Here is a 22,231-nt window from a genome sequence, read left to right on the forward strand (position 1 = left end):
AATAAGTGCAGAAAATACAAAAAACTGATACAATATCATCAGAACCAATTAAAGGGGGACTAGGGTATATGACAACTACTACAACAGTGAAATCCGATATTGAAATCGCACAAGAAGCGAGTATGAAGAAGATTCAAGAAATTGCAGCTGATTTAAATATTTTAGAAGATGAATTAGAGCCATACGGGCATTATAAAGGTAAGTTATCTCTTGATATTTTTAAGCGCTTACAAGATGAGAAAGACGGTAAAGTTGTTTTAGTAACAGCAATTAACCCAACTCCAGCTGGAGAAGGTAAATCAACAGTAACAGTTGGTTTAGGTCAAGCTTTTAACAAAATTGGTAAGAAAACAGTAATTGCACTTCGTGAACCATCTCTTGGACCGACGATGGGATTAAAGGGTGGAGCAGCAGGTGGCGGTTTTTCACAAGTCGTACCAATGGAAGACATTAACCTTCACTTTACTGGAGATATCCATGCGATCACAACTGCCAATAACGCATTAGCAGCGTTTATTGATAATCATATCCAACAAGGAAACACACTTGGAATTGATACGCGTAAAATTGTTTGGAAACGCTGTGTTGACTTAAATGATCGTGCCCTTCGTAACGTAGTAATTGGTCTTGGTGGACCTGTACAAGGTGTACCACGTGAAGACGGTTTTGACATTACAGTCGCATCTGAAATTATGGCCGTATTCTGCCTTGCAACAGATATTCAAGACTTAAAAGCGCGTCTATCTCGCATCGTAGTTGCTTATAACTTTGCAAATCAACCTGTAACGGTTAAAGATTTAGGTGTAGAAGGTGCGTTAACGCTATTATTAAAAGACGCATTAAAACCAAACTTAGTACAAACATTAGAAAATACACCAGCTATTATTCATGGCGGACCATTTGCGAATATTGCTCACGGTTGTAACAGTGTTATCGCTACGACAATGGCAGCAAAATTAGGTGATTATGTTATTACAGAAGCTGGATTTGGTGCTGATTTAGGCGCTGAGAAGTTTTTAGATATTAAAGCTCGTGCAGCTGGCATTAAACCAGAAGCAGTTGTTATTGTTGCGACGATTCGTGCGCTTAAAATGCATGGTGGCGTAGCAAAAGATCAATTAAAAGAAGAAAATGTAGATGCATTAGCAAAAGGTATGGAAAACTTACAGAAGCATGTTGAAACAATTCAAAGCTTTGGTGTGCCTTTCGTAATTGCAATTAATAAATTCATTACAGATACAGATGCAGAAGTTACATACTTACAAGAGTGGTGTAATGAGCGTGGCTATGCAGTATCCTTAACAGAAGTTTGGGAGAAGGGTGGCCAAGGCGGAGTTGACCTTGCTGAAAAAGTACTAAAAGAAATCGAAAAAGGTGAAAACAACTACGCACCACTTTATGAATTAGAATTACCATTAGAAGAAAAAATTCGTACAATTGCTCAAAAAGTGTATGGCGCAAAAGATATTGAATTTGCTCCGAAAGCACGTAAGCAATTAGCTCAATATGAAGGAGAAGGTTGGAGTAACCTACCAGTTTGTATGGCGAAAACACAATACTCTCTTTCTGACGATGCAACAAAATTAGGTCGTCCATCTGACTTTATCGTTACAATTCGTGAGTTAAAACCATCTATCGGTGCAGGCTTTATCGTTGCGTTAACAGGTACAATGTTAACAATGCCAGGTCTTCCAAAACAACCAGCAGCACTTCAAATGGATGTAAATGAAGATGGAAAAGCAGTAGGTTTATTCTAAAAGGTTGTAATTCATCTCGTTTATCTGTAAACTATATATACATCAAGTGGCGCCTTTCCATCGAAAGGCGCCTGTTTTTTGGAGGAAATTATGTTTGATCCAACTGCTTTTGACAATTTAAAAGTAATCGTAGAAGGTGCTGTGTATGATTTTGATCTACATGGAGATATTCTTGTAACAGATCGAAAAGATATGATGGACCTTGCCTCATTAAGTCGTATATATCATATCTCATTTCAATTAACAGAACCGTTCGAACCATTAGTAGAAGCAACATTTTCATTATCTGTGGATGCAAAGAACTTGTCTGGTGAAATACTAGAAGTGCCTCAGTTTACACCAGGTTGTGAAATGAAGCTAGCATTTTCATTCCCGTTAGAACAACCAGAAGTAGGATGCGAAGAAATTGAAACTTTAATGCGTTCTATATGGGGAAAAGAAAGAATGATTATGCAGAAAGTTTCATACGAATATAATAAGCAAGCGATTTCATATCATAATAAGGTAGAGGTTCTATTTCAAAAAGCGATTACAGAAGACCATGTTGATGATTTAATAGCTGTTATTTCACACATGATAGAAACGGTGCGAACAATACAGCATTTTCTTCAAAAATAGAGATAAAGGAGAAAAACAAATGATAAAAGATATGCAACCATTTTTACAAGAAGCTTGGGAGAAGGCTGGTTTTAAAGAATTAACTGAAATTCAAAAACAAGCGATTCCAACTATTTTAGAAGGACAAGACGTTATAGCTGAATCTCCAACTGGAACAGGAAAAACATTAGCGTACTTATTACCCCTTTTACATAAAATTAATCCTGAAGTAAAACAGCCACAAGTTGTTATTTTAGCTCCAACGCGTGAACTTGTAATGCAAATTCATGAAGAGGTTCAAAAATTTACAGCAGGAACTGAAATTTCAGGTGCATCTTTAATTGGTGGTGCAGATATTAAGCGCCAAGTTGAAAAATTAAAGAAACACCCAAGAGTAATTGTCGGTTCACCAGGCCGTATTTTAGAATTAATTCGTATGAAAAAGCTAAAAATGCATGAAGTAAAAACAATTGTATTTGATGAGTTTGATCAAATTGTAAAGCAAAAAATGATGGGTGCAGTGCAAGATGTAATTAAATCAACGATGCGCGATCGTCAATTAGTATTCTTCTCGGCGACAATGACAAAAGCGGCAGAAGATGCGGCACGTGATTTAGCAGTTGAACCACAATTAGTACGTGTAACACGTGCAGAATCAAAAAGCTTAGTTGAGCATACGTATATCATTTGTGAGCGACGCGAAAAAAATGATTACGTAAGAAGAATTATGCATATGGGCGATGTAAAAGCAGTTGCTTTCTTAAACGATCCATTCCGTTTAGATGAAATTACTCAGAAATTGAAATTCCGTAAAATGAAAGCAGCGGCTCTTCATGCAGAAGCAAGTAAACAAGAGCGTGAAGCAACGATGCGTGCTTTCCGCGGTGGAAAATTAGAAATCCTACTTGCTACTGATATTGCAGCACGTGGAATCGATATTGACGATTTAACACATGTAATTCACTTAGAATTACCAGACACAGTAGACCAATACATTCACCGCTCAGGACGTACTGGACGTATGGGTAAAGAAGGAACTGTCGTATCTCTTGTAACTCCACAAGAAGAGCGCAAATTACTACAATTTGCGAAAAAACTAGGCATCGTATTTACGAAGCAAGAAATGTTCAAAGGAACATTTGTAGAATCGAAGCCACCAGCACCAAAGAAAAAGAAACCAGCATTTACTGGGAAGAAAAAGCCTAGATAAATGATGGAGAAGGCGTAACTATTTGTAGTTACGTCTTTTTTTATTTGCAATTGAATAATACAAGGAGTTTTATTAATGATTATTGAAATGTATCTATTATCACTTTTTTAATCAACATATGTACAAGGAAGTAATATAAAAAAAGTCGAATATTAAACTGATGCGAAATGATAAAAAGAAGGTTCATATATGGATAGGAAATTAGGAATGTTTTTGAATACGAAACATATTGAAGTAAACGAAGGAATACAAAAAGCAAGGGAATGGGATTTAGAATATATTCAATTATATGCTATGAATAAAAACTTCAACTTAGCTAATATTCCAGTGGTAGAATGGACTGCTTTAAAGAAAAGCTTATCTTTTAATGGAATAAAGATTCCATCATTAGCAATTAGTTTTGGAGAAAATGGAATTACAGGAACAGAAGTTGACAGTGCAATAGATCAGATTAAATATATTACTGACAGAGGTTTGGAGCTGGGAGCAAAGATCATAACAGCTCATATTGGGAAAGTTCCAGATGATGAAAAAAGTGAGTGCTATGATAAAATGATACGGGTTTGTTATGAGATAGGAGAATTAGCATTCAAATTTGGGGGAGTCTTTGCTATTGAGACAGGATCTGAAAAAGCAATAGTATTAAAACGATTTTTAGAAAATGCAAACTCGAAAGGACTAGCTGTTAACTTTGACCCAGCAAATTTAATAAGTGATGTAAATGAAAATCCGTTAGAAGGTTTATTACTATTAAAAGATTATATAGTACAAACTCATATTAAAGATTGTAAAGAAGTGAAAAGTAATAGTTCAAGTAAGTATATAGAAGTAGCAGTAGGAAATGGTGAAGTGGATTTCGATATATTCTTCAAAGTATTAGATGAAATTGGATTCGACGGATATAACATGATTGAAAGAAACAATTATTTTGACGAACTGGATGGGATGAGTCAGTCGATAAATTTTGCAAAGAAGTACATACCAACTCAAAAGGAATAACGATACCAGCTGTAGAAAGCTACATAGAATGTAAAAAAACAATAGGAGGAATACAAATGATTCATAAAGTAGGACAAATTATGTTATATGTAAATAATCAAGATGAGGCAGTAAATTTTTGGACGGAAAAGGTAGGGTTTCATGTAGTTGCAGAGGAAGATAACAAGCAAGGAATGAGATGGATTGAAATTGCTCCAACTAACGGTGCTGAAACGAGCATTATATTACATAATAAAGAAGTTATTTCGAAAATGAGCCCAGAATTAAATCTTGGTACACCGTCCTTAATGTTCTTCTCAGAAAATCTGGATCAATTATATGCAGGTTTAAAAAATAAAAATGTTACTGTTGGAGAAATGGTAACTATGCCTTCTGGTAAAGTGTTTAACTTTGCTGATAGTGAAGGGAATTATTTTGCGGTTATGGAGAAGAACCAATAATAATATTGCTATGTGAAAATCCCCCTCAAATATATTGAGGGGGATTAAATCTTTGAAGTGGATTTTTCATGAGAGAGTTGTTTAATAAAAAATGCACCTTTTTCAATAGCGGTTTCAATGTAACCGACAATTTGATTAAACGTAAACACCTGTAAGTCTTCATGCAAATGTTGCTCAGGATACAACATATCTTCAAAAAGATACTTTCGAAAAGCTAAAACGTTTTCTTTAGAAACCTCTTCAATATCCACAATGTGAGCCTCTTGATTGAGAAGAGAGAAGAGCTGTTGTTCTTGATCGTAATGATGAAGCAACTTTGCATTTAACAGTTTAAAATCGTTATAGTACAGGGGTGCGATGGTTTCGTCATTCTCTATTCTATTTTTTAGCCATGGTAGAAAAAAGCCACTTAGCCAATTATCATCGGCAATGAGGTGGGTATAATAGCCTAAAATAAAGGGGGAATCTATATGTGCTTCGTATTTATGAAAGAATGAATCATAATCTATTCTTCTCGTATAGTTCTTCGTTGTACCAGCGTAAAAGTGTGAAGTACCTTTTTCTTCTGCTGAATGAACCGCATCAGGGGCTACCCCTCCAAGTAAGAAAGAAGTTTTATCTTGAATACATAGTTTCTCAGCAATACCGTTAGCGATAATAACATGCATAATTCGTGATCCCATGAATGCCACCTCTGTTTCAAGTATTCATTTCAGGAAGAAGACTGAACAGTTAGTATTACTTTCCCTGTACTTTTTCTACTTTCGACCCATTCATGTGCTTTCCCTGCATCTTGAAGGGGAAAAGATTTTGTAGCTTTCATTTGCAAACTTCCGTCACGCAAATAACGGAAAACTTCATTTGCCGTTTCTTGGAGTAGTTCAGAACGTTTTTTCCGTGTAGTGCCAAAGCTAAAGCCTAGTATAGAGCGGCAACTTGCGTGTAAATCTTTCGTTTTGAAATTGCCAATTTTACCGCTTGCATTACCGAAATGAACGAGGCGACCGTAATAAGCTAGGCAGTTTAAACTTCTTTCAGAGACAGTTCCAGAAATAGAGTCCAAAATTATATTCACTCCTTCTCCGTTTGTCAGCTCATTGACTTTCTCTACAAAATCTTCATCTTGATGACAAATAACATAATCAGCTCCAGCATCTAAAGCGATTTCTTTTTTCGTTTCACTTCCGACAGTACCGATAACTGTTCCAGCCCCTAATCGTTTTGCAAGTTGAATCGCGGTAGTACCAATTCCGCCAGCAGCTGCATGAATCAGCACGGATTCATTTTGTTGAAGCCTTGCAACATTCACGAGTAAATTATAGCTTGTGAAAGATACGATCGGACAAGCAGCTGCGGTTTGAAAGTCGACTTCATGGGGTAAAACGAAAGTGAGATTTTCATTTGAAACAACGTACTCTGCGTAAGATCCATTTTGAGGAAAAGCAATGACACGCTGTCCAGGTTGAATATTTTTCACATGAGAACCGACGCGTTCTACAATACCAGTTGCATCTATTCCTGGAATAAAAGGTAGTGCTTTATTTCCTTTTTTGCCATAACGTGATTTAATATCAGCGAAATTTACACTAGTAGCAACAACGCGAATTAAAACTTGATCTTCTGAAATAGCCGGTATATCCAAATCTGTATATTTCATCCCTTCAGGACCACCGAACGACGTTACAACGATAGCTTTCATCATATATCCTCCTAAATTTGACTATATAAATCATTTTAAATCTTTATCAGAAATTGGAAAATTATATAATAGTTATGCGTGGTTATAAGTGAAGCTTATGAACTCATCGGATCATAATATTAATTTATATAAAAAATTTTTTCGGAAAAATCGAACGAAATATGAATTACTTGCCAATATATAGTGTAAGACAAAGGAGGGCTGGAATATGAAGGCTGAAATAGATTACGCACATTTAATTCGATTAACTTTATCAGGAAATAAAGAAGCGTATAGCGAATTGTATGATGTAACGATTCAAGAAGTATATAAAACAGCACATTTTTTAATTGAAGATAAAACGGATGTAGATGATGTCGTTCAAGAAGTATACATACAGCTATATGAATCGCTTCGTAAATATGATAGCGAGAAGCCATTTCGCCCTTGGCTAATTGGGCTTGCGATTAAACAAATTCATTCTTATAGAAGAAAGAGGTGGATGCGACTACGAATTATGAAAAAAGCAGAAGAGCAAAGAAAGCCAGTGCAAATTGATTTTTCTAACGATGTTGTAAGTAAAATATCAAACCAAAAACTAATCGAACTCATTCATAAATTACCGTATAAATTGAAACAAGTTATTATCTTAAGATACTTATACGAATATTCACAAGAAGAAGTAGCACAAATATTACATATTCCAATTGGTACAGTGAAGTCTAGAATTCATGCGGCATTAAAGAAACTACGTCAAAAAGAGCAAGTAGAAGAAATCTTTTTAGGAGAGGTAGGGAATGTGAAATGAGTTTAGATTGTAGAGTTAGAGAATCTATACGAGAAGAAGCGAAGGGGATTGTTGCCCCGCCGGAGTTAAAAGAAAAAGTAATTGTTCAAATCAAAATGAATCGCGGGGGAAATAAGGTGAAGAAACGTTTTATCGCCGGAGTGCTTGCAGCAGCATTTTTAATCCCTACGACCGGTTTTGCATATCAATCTATTATGGCGGATGGTATATACGGATCTTTTGAGAATTTAAAAAAACACGCCGGAGCGATGACGTTAGCAGCGTATATGCGTTTTAATGCAAAGTTATCAGAAGCGAAAGATGAAATGGGCACGAAGGAATATGAGGAGTTTACAAAAGAACTAAAAAAATTAACAAATGCAAAGCTTGCGTACGGAGATTCGAATGGTAATATAGATTATGATGGATTATCACCAGCAAAAAGAGAAGAAATGAAAAAGGTAAGTATGGGCCTTCAACCATACTTTGATAAATTAAATGGTCATAAATCTAGTAAAGAAGTATTAACGCAAGAAGAGTTTGATCGCTATATGGAAGCTTTAATGACACATGAAATAGTACGAGTGAAGACAAAATCAACTGGTGCAATAAAAATAGAAGAAGTACCTGAGGCGTACAAAGAAAGATTTATTAAAGCGGAGCAGTTTATGGAGTATGTAGATGAAAAGGTGAGATAAGTAAAAAAGCTCAAAGCTTTAGTTTTGAGCTTTCTTTATTAAAAGAAAATAGAGCATTCAATTATATTTTTTCATCGTTGCATTGTCCTTTTGTATAAAACAATCTAAAAGGGAATAACCAGCTATTAAACTAATAATCGTAACAAAAGTTGTATTTATTAGAATAATATTAACTAAATAAGGTAGGTATTCGGCAAGTGGTGAAAAGAGTAGTGCTGGGGAAAAGGAAATGAATAGTGTAGGCACTGTAATAGCAATAAATTTATCCGGTTGAAAGCTCCAGTTTTGTTTACTCGTTTCGCGATTAATAGATTGAAGGAATCGTAATAAAATGCCAACTATAAGAGGGAAGAGTGTAAAGTAGAATAATCTTGGATAAACGTTAAAGTTCACTTGTGCATCTGTATCTAAATAAAATTGAATTTTTACTCCTACAAATAATAATAAGACGATAAATAATGTGAAGCAGAGGTATAGCATCACTTTTTGCATTATATTCCACCATCCTTTACTCAAAATATATTCAAAAAAAGAAGAGATATACAATAACTACTGTTGTATATCTCTTCTTTTACTGTTAGTTAATAGTGGAGTTTGCTTTTTCTTGCTTCGTGAAATAATCAATAATGCCCATTGCGCTAATTTCTATATCTAGATGTAAAATATTATAAACGGAATGATCTGATGGAACGTTTAACTTTGTAAGATGAGAAGAGATTTTATCCATTAACAAAGTTTGTAAAGCTTTAGTTGCTTCATCGAAATCATTATACTTTTCAAAGACTTCCTTACCAGTATGAACGAAAATAGGTAGCCAATATTCCAGTTGATTATATACTTCTGTAACATGAGAGGATGCGCCGTAATGACCGAAATAAATAGTATCTACATTCATACTTTGAATGTGATTTTTAGAAGTAATCATCGCATCTGGTTGGAATTGTGAAGGGGACGTTGATGGTAGATATAACTCTACATCAACGTCTGCGAGTTCTCTATAATAAATTCCAATTGTATCGCCAGTAAAAATCCCGTTTGTTAATGAATCATGAATGCTAATATGGTGCTTCGCATGTCCTGGTGTATCATAAAATGTAAGGGTGCGGTCTTTTGCAATTTTTAACGTATCACCATGTTGTACAATATGAACACGTTCTTCTTCAATTGGAAGAATTGGATCAAAGAGTTTATCGAAATCTTCTTTGTAGACAGCTTTTGCACCTAAAATAAGTTTTGTTGGATCAATCATATGACGAGCACCACGAGAATGCACATATAACGTAGCATTTGGGCACTTTTCCATCATTAAACCAGCTGCGCCAGCGTGATCTAAATGCACATGTGTAACGATAATGTTTTTAACATCGTTTAAATCAATATGTAATTGTTGTAAGCCGTCTAAAATATACGGAAGAGAAGGGGCTGCACAAGTTTCAATTAAAGTAATATCGTCACCTAATAAAACGTACGTACCTGTTCGTTCATTATGCTGTAAATCGAAATCATCAATAAGATATAGGTGAGAAGATAATTGCTCTACTTTTTTCATAGTTACCACTCCTTATATACTGCATGTTTTTATTATACGCTAAAATAGAAAAAAGGCAGAAAACGAAGCTCGTCTTCTGCCTTTTTGTAATATTATTATTTCGTTTGTTGTTTATTAATAGACATAATGAACAGTCCAACAATCCCGCCTACTAATGGAAGCATAATCTCTCCTGCTAAATTAAAGTAGGAGCTTAAGAATAAACCATTTACATCGATTACCCAGCCAGTAACATACAATAACATCATATATAGTACGAAATAAAACTCGCGATTTGAAATCGTTTCATGTTGTGCAGTTTTCATAATGAACACCATCCTTTTCTTTTATAATGGAATATAAACTGTCACATTTTGTTCACATTTCAATTGTAAAACTTTCCATCATAAAAGTCTAGTAGTTTGTGTCGAATTTTCGAACAGAAATAAAGCGCTATCATTACAACTTATAAGTACGTAATAAGAGCTGTATATTCACGAATGTAGTATAGTATAAACATAGAATGATAGTGAAGAGAGGGGCAAAGACAATGACAGTTTATGATTTTTCAGCTAAAACAATTACAGGTGAAGAAAAATCGTTAAAAGATTACAAAGGAAAAGCACTTCTTATTGTCAATGTAGCTAGCAAATGTGGTTTCACACCACAATATAAAGGATTACAAGAGGTATATGATAAATATAAAGACCAAGGACTCGAAATACTCGGATTTCCTTGTAACCAATTCGGGGGACAAGAACCAGGTACAGAAGCGGACATTACTAGTTTTTGTGAATTAAACTACGGTGTAAACTTCCCGATGTTTGCAAAGGTTGATGTGAAAGGTGATAAGGCTCACCCTCTATATACATACATGACAGAACAAGCACCAGGTTTACTTGGTATGAAAGCAGTGAAATGGAATTTTACGAAGTTTTTAATCGGAAAAGACGGGAAAGTAGTAGGGCGTTTTGCTCCGCAGACGAAGCCGGTAGATTTAGAGGTTGAGATTGAGAAGGTGCTTGGGGAATAAGTAGGAGTTTCACTTTATTAAAAAACGTCTCAAAGAACAATGTAGTTCTTTGAGACGTTTTCTTTAAACTCAAATTTTCAAGATTAAATAACTGTATCAAAGCCATCTGATTTAGGTGGAGAAGCTGCTTTTTTCATAAGCACTTCCCATAAGTGTACGGATTTCTTCCATTCTACCGTAGCCTGCCCCTGTTGATACATAGCGTTCTCATAACTGGCAGTAAGTTGTTGCATATCGGCCGAGTTGTAAAGTGTATCGATATGGAGAGCGTATTCTCGGAATGTTTGACTTTCACCACGTGGTATGCCAATTCTCGCAAATTGTTTTAAAAGTGCACCGTAAGCTTTTTGATAAACAGCATCCTCTTTTCGGTATTTATAGAAATGAATAATAAGAAATGTCATCCATTTCATTCTAGTGGTGAAGAGAATGTATCCTATAATACTAATTAGTATCGTAGAGAGGAATACGTACCACCAAGAAAAACTAGTTTTAGAATTTGTGACCTTTTTAGTAGAAGCTTCTTCTGTATTTTCAATTAAACTTTTAAGTTTTGCTTCATTATTTCGTTGTTGTATTTGCTCGATATTAGAATTATTTGCTTCGCTATTTTGTGAAATAGGAGCAGGCGTATTATTTATAAAATTATAGGGATTAGTAAATCCTTTTGTCGGTTCGAATGGAATCCATCCGTATTCTGGGAAATATACTTCGACCCAAGAGTGTGCGTTATCGTTCGTGATTGTATAAACATCCTCACCTTCTGCAGAGGCAAGTGTATTGTCAAGAGTTCCTTCTGTATAGCCTTTCACCCAGCGAGCTGGAATCCCGGCAGAACGAAGTAGTACAATCATAGACGTCGAAAAATTATTACAGTAGCCGCTTTTTGTATCGAAAAGGAATTGATCTACATAATCTTGGCTTTTGGCAGGGAATGAGACATTCGTTGATTCGTATGTAAAAGAGTTGTCTGTGAAGTAATTTTCAATAGCTAATACTTTATCATATCGGTTGTCTTTATCATTTGTAAGATTGATAGCCAAGTCTTTTACGCGCTGTGGTAATGACTCGGGAAGTTGTGTGTACTTTGTCATAAAATAAGGATTTGTTTCTTGACCTTCATTTGTTTTTACAGCTTTCAAGTTTTTTATGGAAAACTCAGGGATCTCATATGTTACTTTATACGAATGTAAAGTAGTAGAAGAGTCGCCATTCATTGTATAAATTTTTTCTGAAAACGGGTCAACACTGTATGATACATCAGAAGAAGCTTCAACTGTTACTAATCCTGCTGGATAGGTAAGGTGAGGGTAACTTTTTTGCATGGTAATTGTTGCCTCTGTAGTTTTCGTTTTTGTATTTTGTTCGTACCAGCTTACGACGTCGTTTTTATTTTTAAAAGAAACCTTTTTCGGATTTTCAGAAACATCCCAGCCTTTTCCGGTATAAAAATCTTTCGTTTCGACTCTCCAATATTGTTTGTTTTGCGTTCGTGCTGTGAAAACAATTGTAGGATCCGCCTTAAAAGGACCACCTAATCGTGAGTCATCTAAACCATACCCAATTGTAGAAACTTTTTTTTCTTTACTTGCTTCAGATGTGTTGAATTTTAAAAAATCCATTGGGTTTGGCCATTGAGGGCCAAATTTTGGAGCAAAGTATGCGATGGTTGCTAATAATACAATAAATATTGTAAGTGGTCTAAGTAATTTTGAGATTTCCCGAGCATAATTTTGTAAGTGTTCACGTTCTTTTATTCGTTCTACTTGAAGAAGACTAAGCATAAAAAAGCCGATGACAACAGTACGAATAATAGCGTAGTTTGCATTGTATAAATGTAAGTTATGAAAAGTTGCGATATAAATAATAGTCAATACAAGAAATAGAAACCCACGTTTTTTATGAATAATCCAAAATGAAGTAAAAGAACTCAAAAACCAAAATGAGAGAAAAAATAAAACCGTCGGAAAAACTGGAGAAATATCTAGTAAATTCCCTTGGAAAAACAGGGAGGAATTTCGAAACATATCAGAAAAGAATGTTGTTAGCCAAGATGGATTTATAAAAGCATTTTTATAATATAGGGAATGAATGATAAATAGGACTGTGACAATTTTTATTGGAATCTGCCACCTCGTTTGAAAAAAAGAGAGAGCGAAGCAAATTCCTATAAATGTTACGAAAATATCTAATCTACCTACATTTGTAATACCTATAAGAGGTCTTAGCCATTCTAGTAAAAGCAGAAATACACATGCATGCATAAAGAATCTGTTCGTATCCCACTTGTATTTTGTTTGTAATGTTATCATTTGCTCACCTCAAAAAACACGTTTGTATACCGGTTTTCATAAACCGTGTTTACAAATATTTGTCGTTTTTTTAGAGTTTCTATTATACTGATTTCTCGGTGTGAAAGTTGATTCGCTTTTTCTTTCACGACAAAAACCATACATTTTCTATTTCTTATAGCAGCACAATCAGCCGCCTTTTGAATATCGGGAGAAAGATTACTGGTCACGAGTATAACCGTGACGGGCTCATAAATTTTTCTTAGTTCCATGTCTACACTCTGGGAGAGCGGGAATACACTGTCTGCTTGCACTTTTGCTAAATGACAAAGGATTTGTTGTAACTGCGTATCTCCATTGTCTAAAGGGAAAATAGTTTGTTCTTTTCCGATAGACACGAATGATGCTGGTGAATTTTGTTTCAAGACAGTCCTTACGATAGAGGCAGTAAATGTGACGACTGATTCGAATAGAGGAGACTCGGTTCTGTCTATGAATATCATGACATTATGGCTGCGCTGTTGTTCAAACTCTTTTGTCATAATAGTGTTTGTTCGTGCAGTTGCTTTCCAATCAATCCATGAAAAGCGATCACCAGGTTTATAGTCTCTGACACCGACAGAGATTGTAGAGTCTTTTGCTGAATTTATATTTGCTGAAAGCGCTCCTTGTTCGAAATGATTTTCCAATTGTCGATATGCTATATCTACATACTGGGGATAGACTAAAAATGTATCTGGAACTGAAAAAGTTACTTCTTTCTCTATCATGCCGAATAAATCGCCAGTTTTTACACGAACGCTTGAAAAAGTGTGCTCGCCTCTAGAGATTGTGTCAATAACATATTGAAACGAAATATTTCGTTTCAATCCTGGGAAGAGTACTACCTTATTCATCTTTGTTTGTTTACAACTTATAAATTGTGGTGGCAGTTCATCTTCTATAACTAAATAAAGTAAGGGAAAAGGAAATTTTCTTTTTATTGTAATCGTGCTTATAAATTGTTCTCCTACTACATATCCATTTTGGTTTGTTATTCGTCTTACTTCAGCGTCCCATAAAGCGTAAAAGGGGAGTAGTAGTGAATAAAGAGCAATGGGAATTGTGCTGTAAAACAAAAACCAACTTACAAACCCTCCTTGAAACATAGCGTACACAAATGTTAAGACTAGACATAAAGGGAGTAGCAATAACTTCGTAACGTGATATAGCGCTCGCAGTATTCGTTTCATCAAGGGTTCATCGTCCTTTGAGTCGGCACAGTAGTTCGTGCAACGATTTTTGCGATAACTTGTTCTCCAGTTATTCCTTCAAATTTTGCTTCCATTTTTAAAATGAGTCTATGTGCTAAAACGTAAGGAGCTAAAAATTTAACATCGTCTGGAATAACATAATTTCTGCCATGGATAAATGCATAAGCTTGTGAAGCTTTCATTAAAGCAATTGAGCCACGTGGACTTGCACCTAGCTGTATAGAACTGTACGTACGAGTCTGATTAACAAGTTTTACAATGTAATGCTTAATTGCTTTGTCCATACTTACTACCCGTACGCTTTGTTGTAAATAAATTAATTCTTCTATTGTAGTAATGGTCTGTAATTGAGAGAGTGGATTTGTTTTTTCCATCCGGTTTAAAATTTCAAATTCTTCTTCTGGTGTAGGATATCCCATTTTTAGTTTCAATAAGAAACGATCGAGCTGAGCTTCTGGTAGAGAATATGTTCCTTCATGTTCGACCGGATTTTGTGTAGCCATGACAAAGAACGGCTTTGGTAAAGGCCTTGTAATGCCATCGATTGTAATATTGCCTTCTTCCATACATTCAAGTAAAGCAGATTGTGTCTTTGGAGATGTACGATTAATTTCATCAGCAAGTACAAAATTCCCCATAATTGGTCCAGGCTTGAACTCAAATTGGAGCTCTTTCGGATTATAAATAGAAACTCCTGTTACATCTGACGGCAATAAATCAGGTGTAAATTGAATTCGCTTATAATCAGCATCAATGGATTTAGAAAGAGCACGTACTAGCATTGTTTTCCCGACACCAGGAACATCTTCTAATAGCACATGACCGTCAGCTAAGAGAGCTGTCAAAGCTAAGATCGTTTCTTTTCGTTTTCCGACCATTATTTTTTCAATATTATTGATTATTTTTTCTACAGTGGGATGTAATGAATCAAGCTGGGGCATCGTAATCCTCCTAATGTTATTATCGTTTTCTAATCTATTTAGTGGACATATTTCTAATTCTATTTGTAGATAGTAAAACTTTTACCTTAAATTCTGAGAATATTCAGATTATTTATTTCGATTACATCTAGTATAATTGTTTCCGTAACTAAGGGCAATACAGTAAATAATGATTTGTAGTTTTATGTAAAATCAGACTCGATATAAAATAATAACATTTGGAAAAAATTTTTTACATACAATTTATACTCTTTTCCTTATGGCAGTTTTGAAATAATATCAAAACTCTTTTTCTTTTGCAAAATAGTCGATACCTCAAAATACCATTCTCCTAATAATTAAGATTAACCATAATCTTCACAACGGAACACAAGATTTTCTCACAAACTTATTTTCTACTGAATTTTTGACAATCTCTTGAACTGTGCGAAATGTCACATCTGTATTTTACAACCTCTCTTATAGTAAGGGTATGTAAGAGAGACGTATTAAAGGAGTGAACAGTATGAAGAAAAAAACTTCAGCACTAATGAGACGTTTAAAATATTTTTCACCAATAGATCGTTATAACGATAATCATACACAAGAAACATATGAAGATCGCGAATGGGAAAATGTGTACAGAAAGCGTTGGCAGCATGATAAAGTAATTCGTTCTACACACGGCGTGAACTGTACTGGTTCATGTAGCTGGAATATATATGTGAAAGATGGAATTGTGACGTGGGAAGGGCAGGAGCTTAACTATCCAACGACAGGTCCTGATATGCCAGATTTTGAACCGCGAGGATGCCCACGTGGAGCAAGTTTTTCTTGGTACATTTATAGTCCACTTCGTGTGAAATATCCGTATGTACGTGGTGTTCTTTGGAGTATGTGGCAAGAGGAACTACAAAATAACGAGTCACCACTAGATGCTTGGAAAAGTATTGTGGAAAACCCTGAAAAAGCACGTAAGTATAAGCAGGCGCGTGGTAAAGGTGGATTTATTCGTGCGAATTGGGATGAAGTATTACAACTCGTTTCAGCTTCTCTACTTTATACAGTAATTAAATACGGGCCAGATCGAAATGTTGGCTTTTCACCAATTCCAGCTATGTCGATGTTAAGTCATGCTGCTGGTAGTCGTTTTATGCAACTTATGGGTGGGCCGATGCTTAGTTTCTATGATTGGTACGCAGATTTACCACCAGCTTCTCCGCAAATTTGGGGCGATCAAACAGATGTACCAGAAAGTAGTGACTGGTATAACTCTGGTTACATTATGACATGGGGTTCAAATGTACCGATGACGAGAACACCCGATGCTCACTTTTTAGCAGAGGTTCGATATAAAGGAACGAAAGTCGTTTCTGTCAGTCCTGACTTCGCTGAATCTACAAAGTTTGCGGATGATTGGATTAGTGTGAAACAAGGTACAGATGGTGCACTTGCGATGGCAATGGGGCATGTGATCTTACAAGAATTTTACGTAGATAATCAAGTGGAATATTTCACAAAGTATGCGAAGCAATATACTGATTTTCCTTTCTTTGTCACATTGAAACAAAAAGGAGATCAATTCGTTGCTGATCGTTTCTTAAACGCTGCTGATATTGGACGCGAAACGAAGTTAGGAGAATGGAAACCTGTTCTTTGGAACGAGAACACGAATGATTTTGCAACACCTCAAGGCACAATGGGCTCACGTTGGGATAACGAAAAGAAATGGAACTTGCGTTTAGAAGATGAAGAAACAGGTGAAAAGATTGATCCACGTCTTTCTTTACTTGGAATGGAAGAAACGATTGGAACGGTACAAATTCCGTACTTCTCTGATGATGGAAACAAAGTATTAGAACGTACAATTCCAGTGAAAAAGGTTATGACAGAAGAAGGCGAAGTGTTCGTTACAACTGTATACGACTTAACGTTAGCAAATTACGGGGTGAACCGAGGGTTTGGCGGACAAGAGCCGAAAGACTTCAATGATGATGTACCGTTTACACCTGCATGGCAAGAGAAAATGACAGGAGTGAAACGAGAACTAATTATTCAAATCGCTCGTGAGTTCGCACAAAATGCCGCTGATACAAATGGTCGCTCGATGATTATTGTTGGAGCTGGTATTAACCATTGGTTTAATTCTGATACGATTTATCGCGCAGTTTTAAATCTTGTTCTTCTAGTTGGGGCACAAGGAGTAAACGGCGGGGGATGGGCGCATTATGTTGGTCAAGAAAAGTTACGACCTGCAGAAGGATGGCAAACAATCGCGATGGCAAAAGATTGGCAAGGGCCACCAAAATTACAAAATGGTACGTCTTTCTTCTATTTCGTAACAGATCAATGGCGCTATGAAGATACACCTGTTGGACATTTAGCATCACCAATTGAAGGTAACTCACGTTATCAACATCACGGTGATTACAATGTATTAGCAGCACGACTCGGCTGGTTACCTTCTTATCCAACATTCGAGAAAAATGGAATTGAATTATATAAAGAAGCTGTTGCTGCTGGTGCAACAACGCAAGAAGAAATCGGAAAATATGTTGCACAAAAATTAAAAGAAAAAGAACTGAAATTTGCGATTGAAGATCCTGATAATAAAAACAACTTCCCGCGCAACTTATTCGTTTGGCGTGCGAATTTAATTTCAAGTTCTGGTAAAGGGCATGAATATTTCTTAAAACATTTATTAGGTACAACAAACGGATTAATGAATGACGATAGTGATTCATTACGACCAGAAGAAATTAAGTGGCATGAAGAGGCACCAGAAGGGAAGCTTGATTTACTCATTAATTTAGATTTCCGTATGGCTGGAACAGCGCTGTATTCTGATATCGTCTTACCTGCTTCAACTTGGTACGAAAAACATGATTTAAGTAGTACAGATATGCATCCATTTGTGCATCCATTTAATCCAGCAATCGGTTCACCGTGGGAAGCACGCTCTGACTGGGATATTTTCACTTCACTTTCTAAAGCTGTGTCAGATTTAGCGAAGAAAATAGATCTTGAACCAATGAAAGAAGTTGTTGCAACACCACTTCTTCATGATACACCGCAAGAATTAGCGCAACCACTTGGCAAGGTTAAAGATTGGAGTAAAGGTGAATGTGAACCAATCCCGGGTAAAACGATGCCACAAATTCATGTTGTTGAAAGGGATTATAAAACGATTTATGACAAAATGACAGCACTTGGACCAAATGCCGGAAAACAACCGATTGGTACGAAAGGGATCTCTTGGTCAGCTGAAAAAGAGTATGAGCAATTAAAGAGCAAATTAGGAGTTGTTCGAACGGATACTATTGCGAAAGGTTGCCCAGACATAAAAGAAGCAATCAATGCTGCTGAAGCGGTATTAACGCTTTCTTCTACAACAAACGGTCATATGGCAGTAAAAGCATGGGAAGCACTTGAAAAACAAACAGATCTAAAATTACGTGATTTAGCAGAAGAACGTGAAGAAGAATGCTTTACATTCGAACAAATTACAGCACAACCGAAAACAGTAATTACTTCTCCGGCCTTTACAGGTTCAGAAAAAGGTGGACGACGTTACTCACCGTTTACAACAAATGTGGAACGTCTTATTCCTTGGAGAACGATAACTGGTCGACAATCTTTCTACTTAGACCATGACATGATGAAAGAATTTGGTGAAACGATGGCAACATTTAAACCAATTCTGCAACATAAACCGTTCCGTAAGTCACGCCCTGAAGTAGAGGGGAAAGAGATTACACTAAACTATTTAACACCGCATAATAAGTGGTCGATTCATAGTATGTATTTCGATTCATTACCGATGTTAACGCTGTTTAGAGGTGGTCCAACTGTTTGGATGAATAAAGAGGACGCTGCAGAAGCTGGCGTTGCTGATAATGATTGGATCGAGTGCTTTAACCGTAACGGTGTTGTCGTAGCGCGTGCTGTTGTAACGCACCGTATACCGAGGGGAATGGCATTTATGCACCATGCGCAAGATCGCCACATTAACGTGCCTGGTACGAAATTAACAAGCACCCGTGGGGGAACGCATAATAGTCCAACCCGTATTCATGTTAAACCAACACATATGATTGGTGGATATGGCCAATTAAGCTATGGATTTAACTATTATGGTCCGACTGGGAACCAGCGTGATTTAAATGTTGTAATCCGTAAACTGAAGGAGGTAGATTGGCTTGAAGATTAAAGCGCAAGTCGGAATGGTAATGAACCTAGATAAATGCATCGGCTGTCATACTTGTAGCGTAACGTGCAAAAACACCTGGACAAATCGTCCAGGTGCGGAATATATGTACTTCAATAACGTAGAAACGAAGCCTGGAATTGGTTATCCGAAACAATGGGAAGATCAGGAGAAATATAAAGGCGGATGGGAATTGAAAAATGGTGAAATTCAGCTGAAATCTGGTTCGAAAATGAAACGTCTTATGAACATTTTCCACAATCCAGATCAACCAACAATTGATGATTACTTTGAACCTTGGAATTATGATTATGAAACATTAACAAATAGCCCGCAGCGTAAGCATCAACCAGTTGCTCGTCCGAAATCAGCAATTACAGGCGAATTTATCGACAAAATTGAATGGGGTCCGAACTGGGAAGATGATTTAGCTGGTGGACATATAACAGGATTACAAGATCCGAACGTAAAGAAAATGGAAGAAGAAATTAAAACAGATTTTGAAAACGTCTTTATGATGTATTTACCACGCATATGTGAACATTGTATGAATCCGTCTTGCGTATCATCTTGTCCATCTGGTGCGATGTATAAACGTGAAGAAGACGGCATTGTTCTTGTAGATCAAAATGCATGTCGTGCTTGGAGGTTCTGCGTATCATCTTGTCCATATAAAAAAGTGTATTTTAACTGGCAAACGAATAAAGCTGAAAAATGTACAATGTGTTTCCCACGTATTGAGGCTGGTATGCCAACAATTTGTTCAGAAACATGTGTGGGACGTATCAGGTATATTGGGGTAATGCTATATGACGCTGACAAAGTAAAAGAAGCAGCTTCTGTTGAAGACGAAAAAGATTTATATGAATCTCAGCTTACTGTTTTCCTAGATCCAAATGATCCAGAAGTAGCAGCTGAAGCGAAAAAACAAGGCATTCCTGAAGAATGGATTAAAGCAGCACAAGAGTCACCAATCTATAAAATGATTATCGATTGGAAAATTGCTCTGCCTCTTCATCCGGAGTACCGTACAATGCCGATGGTTTGGTATATTCCGCCGCTTAGCCCAATTATGAATATGGTGGAAGGGAAAGGCAGTAACTGGCAAGCAGAAGAGATTTTCCCTGCTATCGATAATATGCGTATTCCAATTCAATATCTAGCGAATTTACTCACTGCAGGAGATGAATCACACATTCGTCTTACATTGAAGAAAATGGCTGTTATGCGAACGCATATGAGAGCGCTGCAAATTAATAAAGAGCCAAATGAAGCTGTATTAAAAGAACTTGGTTTAACGAAACAGGATGTAGAAGATATGTATCGTCTTCTTGCTATTGCGAAATATAAAGATCGCTTCGTCATTCCGGGCACTCACCGTGAACAAGTGGCAGATTTATATAGCGAACAAGGAAGCTGTGGTTTAGCATTCGCAGGTGGTCCAGGCTCTTGTATGACAATTTCTTAAATAAAGGGGGCAGAAAATGATGAAACAAAGTTTACAAACTGCTTTTTCTTGTTCTTCTTTTCTTCTCTCCTATCCTGAACTAGGGTGGAGAGAAGCTGTAACTGAATTGCAAGAAGAGATTGAAACGATAGAAAAGGAAGAAGTTAAAGCATCACTTACAGCCTTTATAAAGCAAGCGCTACATAAAACGAATGATCAACTCATTGATAGTTACGTATATACATTCGATTTTGGTAAGAAAACAAATATGTATCTTACTTATATGAACACTGGTGAACAAAGAGAAAGAGGTATTGAATTATTAGAGTTAAAGCAGCATTATAAAAAATCTGGTTTTGAAGTAACGGATAAAGAACTACCTGATTATTTACCACTTTTTCTTGAGTTTTTTGCAAATGCAAATGAGCAAGACAGTGAACCAATTATGAATAAATACAAGGAGAATATACAAGCATTACACGTTCAGTTAAAAGAAGCAGGTAGTATGTATGAACCAATTCTTGCGGCTGTTCTACTCGCTATCGAAGCATGGGATGTACAGACAAATTAGAAAGGAGAGTTGTTAAAATGATGAATCAATTTCTATGGGTATTGTTTCCCTATATCATTTTTGCAATCTTTATCGGTGGACATATTTTTAGATACAACTATGATCAATTTGGATGGACATCAAAATCTAGTGAACTATTAGAAAAGAAAATGCTCCGAATCGGAAGTCTATTATTCCACTTTGGGATTATGTTCGTAATTGGCGGTCATGTTATGGGGATATTAATTCCAGAAGCTGTATACCGTTCGATAGGTATTTCTGAGCATACGTATCACATAATGGCAATTAGTTTCGGGCTTCCGGCAGGTGTTGCTTCTATCATCGGTTTAATTATATTAACGTACCGCCGCGTAACTGTAAAACGTATCATTGCAACGAGTACAAAGGGAGATTATATTGCGCTTATTTTATTACTTATCGTAATGTTAGCAGGACTTTCTTCAACATTTTTAAATATCGATTCAAAAGGATTTGATTATCGTACAACAATTGGCCCTTGGTTCCGAGGTCTCTTTATTTTCCAACCGAAAGTTGAATATATGACGGAAGTACCAGTATGGTTTAAAATTCATATTCTTGCAGGGATGGGTTTATTCGCAGTGTGGCCATTTACAAGACTAGTACATGTATTTAGTGCCCCAATTAAATATGTAAGCCGTAGTTATGTAATTTACAGAAGACGTATTCCTAATGAGTTGAAAAAATAATACTGCTGTAAACAGATAGGAGTTAGCAGCTAAAACGAAACGAGGTCTAATATGGAAGGCCTCGTTTTTGTTTATATAGGGAATAGCCGTTAATAAGTAGTTTAAATT

The 22,231-nt window shown here is 36.2% G+C and carries 20 protein-coding genes; 12 read left to right on the forward strand and 8 right to left on the reverse strand.

Features of this window, described 5'->3' with window-relative positions; genetic code table 11:
• Positions 1 to 68: 68 nt before the first annotated feature.
• From H6481_RS08700 to H6481_RS08720, 5 genes are all read left to right on the forward strand, one after another.
• Positions 69 to 1,757 (forward strand): formate--tetrahydrofolate ligase, encoded by a 1,689-nt coding sequence (locus H6481_RS08700; protein WP_014482011.1) that lies wholly within the window; start codon positions 69 to 71, stop codon positions 1,755 to 1,757.
• A 90-nt stretch (positions 1,758 to 1,847) separates the two neighbouring features.
• The gene (locus H6481_RS08705) at positions 1,848 to 2,375 is read left to right on the forward strand and encodes a hypothetical protein (protein ID WP_000460216.1); all 528 of its coding nucleotides are present in this window, start codon (positions 1,848 to 1,850) and stop codon (positions 2,373 to 2,375) included.
• A gap of 19 nt (positions 2,376 to 2,394) precedes the next feature.
• Complete coding sequence (locus tag H6481_RS08710; RefSeq protein WP_000588597.1) at positions 2,395 to 3,564, forward strand: DEAD/DEAH box helicase; 1,170 nt, start codon at positions 2,395 to 2,397, stop codon at positions 3,562 to 3,564.
• A 189-nt stretch (positions 3,565 to 3,753) separates the two neighbouring features.
• Entirely contained in the window at positions 3,754 to 4,563 is an 810-nt protein-coding gene (locus H6481_RS08715; protein ID WP_000375200.1) for a sugar phosphate isomerase/epimerase family protein, read from the forward strand.
• 56 nt (positions 4,564 to 4,619) lie between these two features.
• A complete protein-coding gene (locus H6481_RS08720) occupies positions 4,620 to 5,003 on the forward strand; it encodes a VOC family protein (protein ID WP_000581475.1) in 384 nt (127 codons plus the stop codon).
• Between the two features lie 44 nt (positions 5,004 to 5,047).
• On the opposite strand, the gene H6481_RS08725 is transcribed toward H6481_RS08720, so the two are convergent.
• Together H6481_RS08725 and H6481_RS08730 are read right to left on the reverse strand one after the other, a co-directional pair.
• Positions 5,048 to 5,686, reverse strand: coding sequence for a hypothetical protein (locus tag H6481_RS08725; RefSeq protein ID WP_023521770.1), 639 nt, complete (start codon positions 5,684 to 5,686; stop codon positions 5,048 to 5,050).
• Between the two features lie 29 nt (positions 5,687 to 5,715).
• Positions 5,716 to 6,702 carry a quinone oxidoreductase gene (locus H6481_RS08730; RefSeq protein ID WP_182811465.1) on the reverse strand — a complete coding sequence of 329 codons (987 nt, stop codon included), beginning with the start codon at positions 6,700 to 6,702 and terminating at the stop codon, positions 5,716 to 5,718.
• 208 nt (positions 6,703 to 6,910) lie between these two features.
• Here H6481_RS08730 and H6481_RS08735 point away from each other — a divergent pair, with 208 nt between their 5' ends.
• Entirely contained in the window at positions 6,911 to 7,489 is a 579-nt protein-coding gene (locus H6481_RS08735; protein ID WP_000642664.1) for a sigma-70 family RNA polymerase sigma factor, read from the forward strand.
• Positions 7,486 to 8,166, forward strand: a complete 681-nt coding sequence (locus H6481_RS08740) for a DUF3600 domain-containing protein (protein ID WP_023521772.1) — start codon at positions 7,486 to 7,488, stop codon at positions 8,164 to 8,166. Before H6481_RS08735 ends, H6481_RS08740 begins: the two co-directional genes overlap by 4 nt.
• Positions 8,167 to 8,223: 57 nt before the next feature.
• Here H6481_RS08740 and H6481_RS08745 read toward each other — a convergent pair whose 3' ends face one another.
• From H6481_RS08745 to H6481_RS08755, 3 genes are all read right to left on the reverse strand, one after another.
• Positions 8,224 to 8,658 carry a hypothetical protein gene (locus H6481_RS08745; protein ID WP_001174535.1) on the reverse strand — a complete coding sequence of 145 codons (435 nt, stop codon included), beginning with the start codon at positions 8,656 to 8,658 and terminating at the stop codon, positions 8,224 to 8,226.
• 85 nt (positions 8,659 to 8,743) lie between these two features.
• Positions 8,744 to 9,715 carry an MBL fold metallo-hydrolase gene (locus tag H6481_RS08750; protein WP_000754965.1) on the reverse strand — a complete coding sequence of 324 codons (972 nt, stop codon included), beginning with the start codon at positions 9,713 to 9,715 and terminating at the stop codon, positions 8,744 to 8,746.
• 95 nt (positions 9,716 to 9,810) lie between these two features.
• A complete protein-coding gene (locus H6481_RS08755) occupies positions 9,811 to 10,020 on the reverse strand; it encodes a DUF3925 domain-containing protein (protein WP_000844984.1) in 210 nt (69 codons plus the stop codon).
• Positions 10,021 to 10,244: 224 nt separating this feature from the next.
• Here H6481_RS08755 and bsaA point away from each other — a divergent pair, with 224 nt between their 5' ends.
• Positions 10,245 to 10,727: a glutathione peroxidase gene (gene bsaA / locus H6481_RS08760; protein ID WP_000219440.1), complete on the forward strand. Its 483-nt coding sequence runs from the start codon at positions 10,245 to 10,247 to the stop codon at positions 10,725 to 10,727.
• Positions 10,728 to 10,810: 83 nt separating this feature from the next.
• Here bsaA and H6481_RS08765 read toward each other — a convergent pair whose 3' ends face one another.
• Genes H6481_RS08765 through H6481_RS08775 form a run of 3 tightly spaced genes read right to left on the reverse strand, consistent with a single transcriptional unit; the run spans position 10,811 to position 15,212 of the window.
• Positions 10,811 to 13,039, reverse strand: coding sequence for a transglutaminaseTgpA domain-containing protein (locus H6481_RS08765; RefSeq protein ID WP_182811467.1), 2,229 nt, complete (start codon positions 13,037 to 13,039; stop codon positions 10,811 to 10,813).
• Positions 13,036 to 14,250, reverse strand: coding sequence for a DUF58 domain-containing protein (locus tag H6481_RS08770; RefSeq protein WP_000821909.1), 1,215 nt, complete (start codon positions 14,248 to 14,250; stop codon positions 13,036 to 13,038). Before H6481_RS08770 ends, H6481_RS08765 begins: the two co-directional genes overlap by 4 nt.
• Complete coding sequence (locus H6481_RS08775; protein ID WP_001135797.1) at positions 14,250 to 15,212, reverse strand: MoxR family ATPase; 963 nt, start codon at positions 15,210 to 15,212, stop codon at positions 14,250 to 14,252. The genes H6481_RS08770 and H6481_RS08775 overlap by 1 nt, the downstream gene beginning before the upstream one ends.
• A 505-nt stretch (positions 15,213 to 15,717) precedes the next feature.
• Here H6481_RS08775 and H6481_RS08780 point away from each other — a divergent pair.
• Genes H6481_RS08780 through narI form a run of 4 tightly spaced genes read left to right on the forward strand, consistent with a single transcriptional unit; the run spans position 15,718 to position 22,123 of the window.
• Entirely contained in the window at positions 15,718 to 19,401 is a 3,684-nt protein-coding gene (locus tag H6481_RS08780) for a nitrate reductase subunit alpha (protein WP_078993376.1), read from the forward strand.
• Positions 19,391 to 20,866, forward strand: coding sequence for a nitrate reductase subunit beta (gene narH / locus H6481_RS08785; protein WP_016512952.1), 1,476 nt, complete (start codon positions 19,391 to 19,393; stop codon positions 20,864 to 20,866). The genes H6481_RS08780 and narH overlap by 11 nt, the downstream gene beginning before the upstream one ends.
• Positions 20,867 to 20,885: 19 nt before the next feature.
• Complete coding sequence (gene narJ / locus H6481_RS08790; protein ID WP_063220184.1) at positions 20,886 to 21,416, forward strand: nitrate reductase molybdenum cofactor assembly chaperone; 531 nt, start codon at positions 20,886 to 20,888, stop codon at positions 21,414 to 21,416.
• A 17-nt stretch (positions 21,417 to 21,433) separates the two neighbouring features.
• Complete coding sequence (gene narI / locus H6481_RS08795; protein WP_182811470.1) at positions 21,434 to 22,123, forward strand: respiratory nitrate reductase subunit gamma; 690 nt, start codon at positions 21,434 to 21,436, stop codon at positions 22,121 to 22,123.
• The last annotated feature ends 108 nt before the right edge of the window (positions 22,124 to 22,231 follow it).

Source organism: Bacillus sp. ME78 (assembly GCF_903970865.1).
GTDB classification, from domain to species: domain Bacteria; phylum Bacillota; class Bacilli; order Bacillales; family Bacillaceae_G; genus Bacillus_A; species Bacillus_A cereus.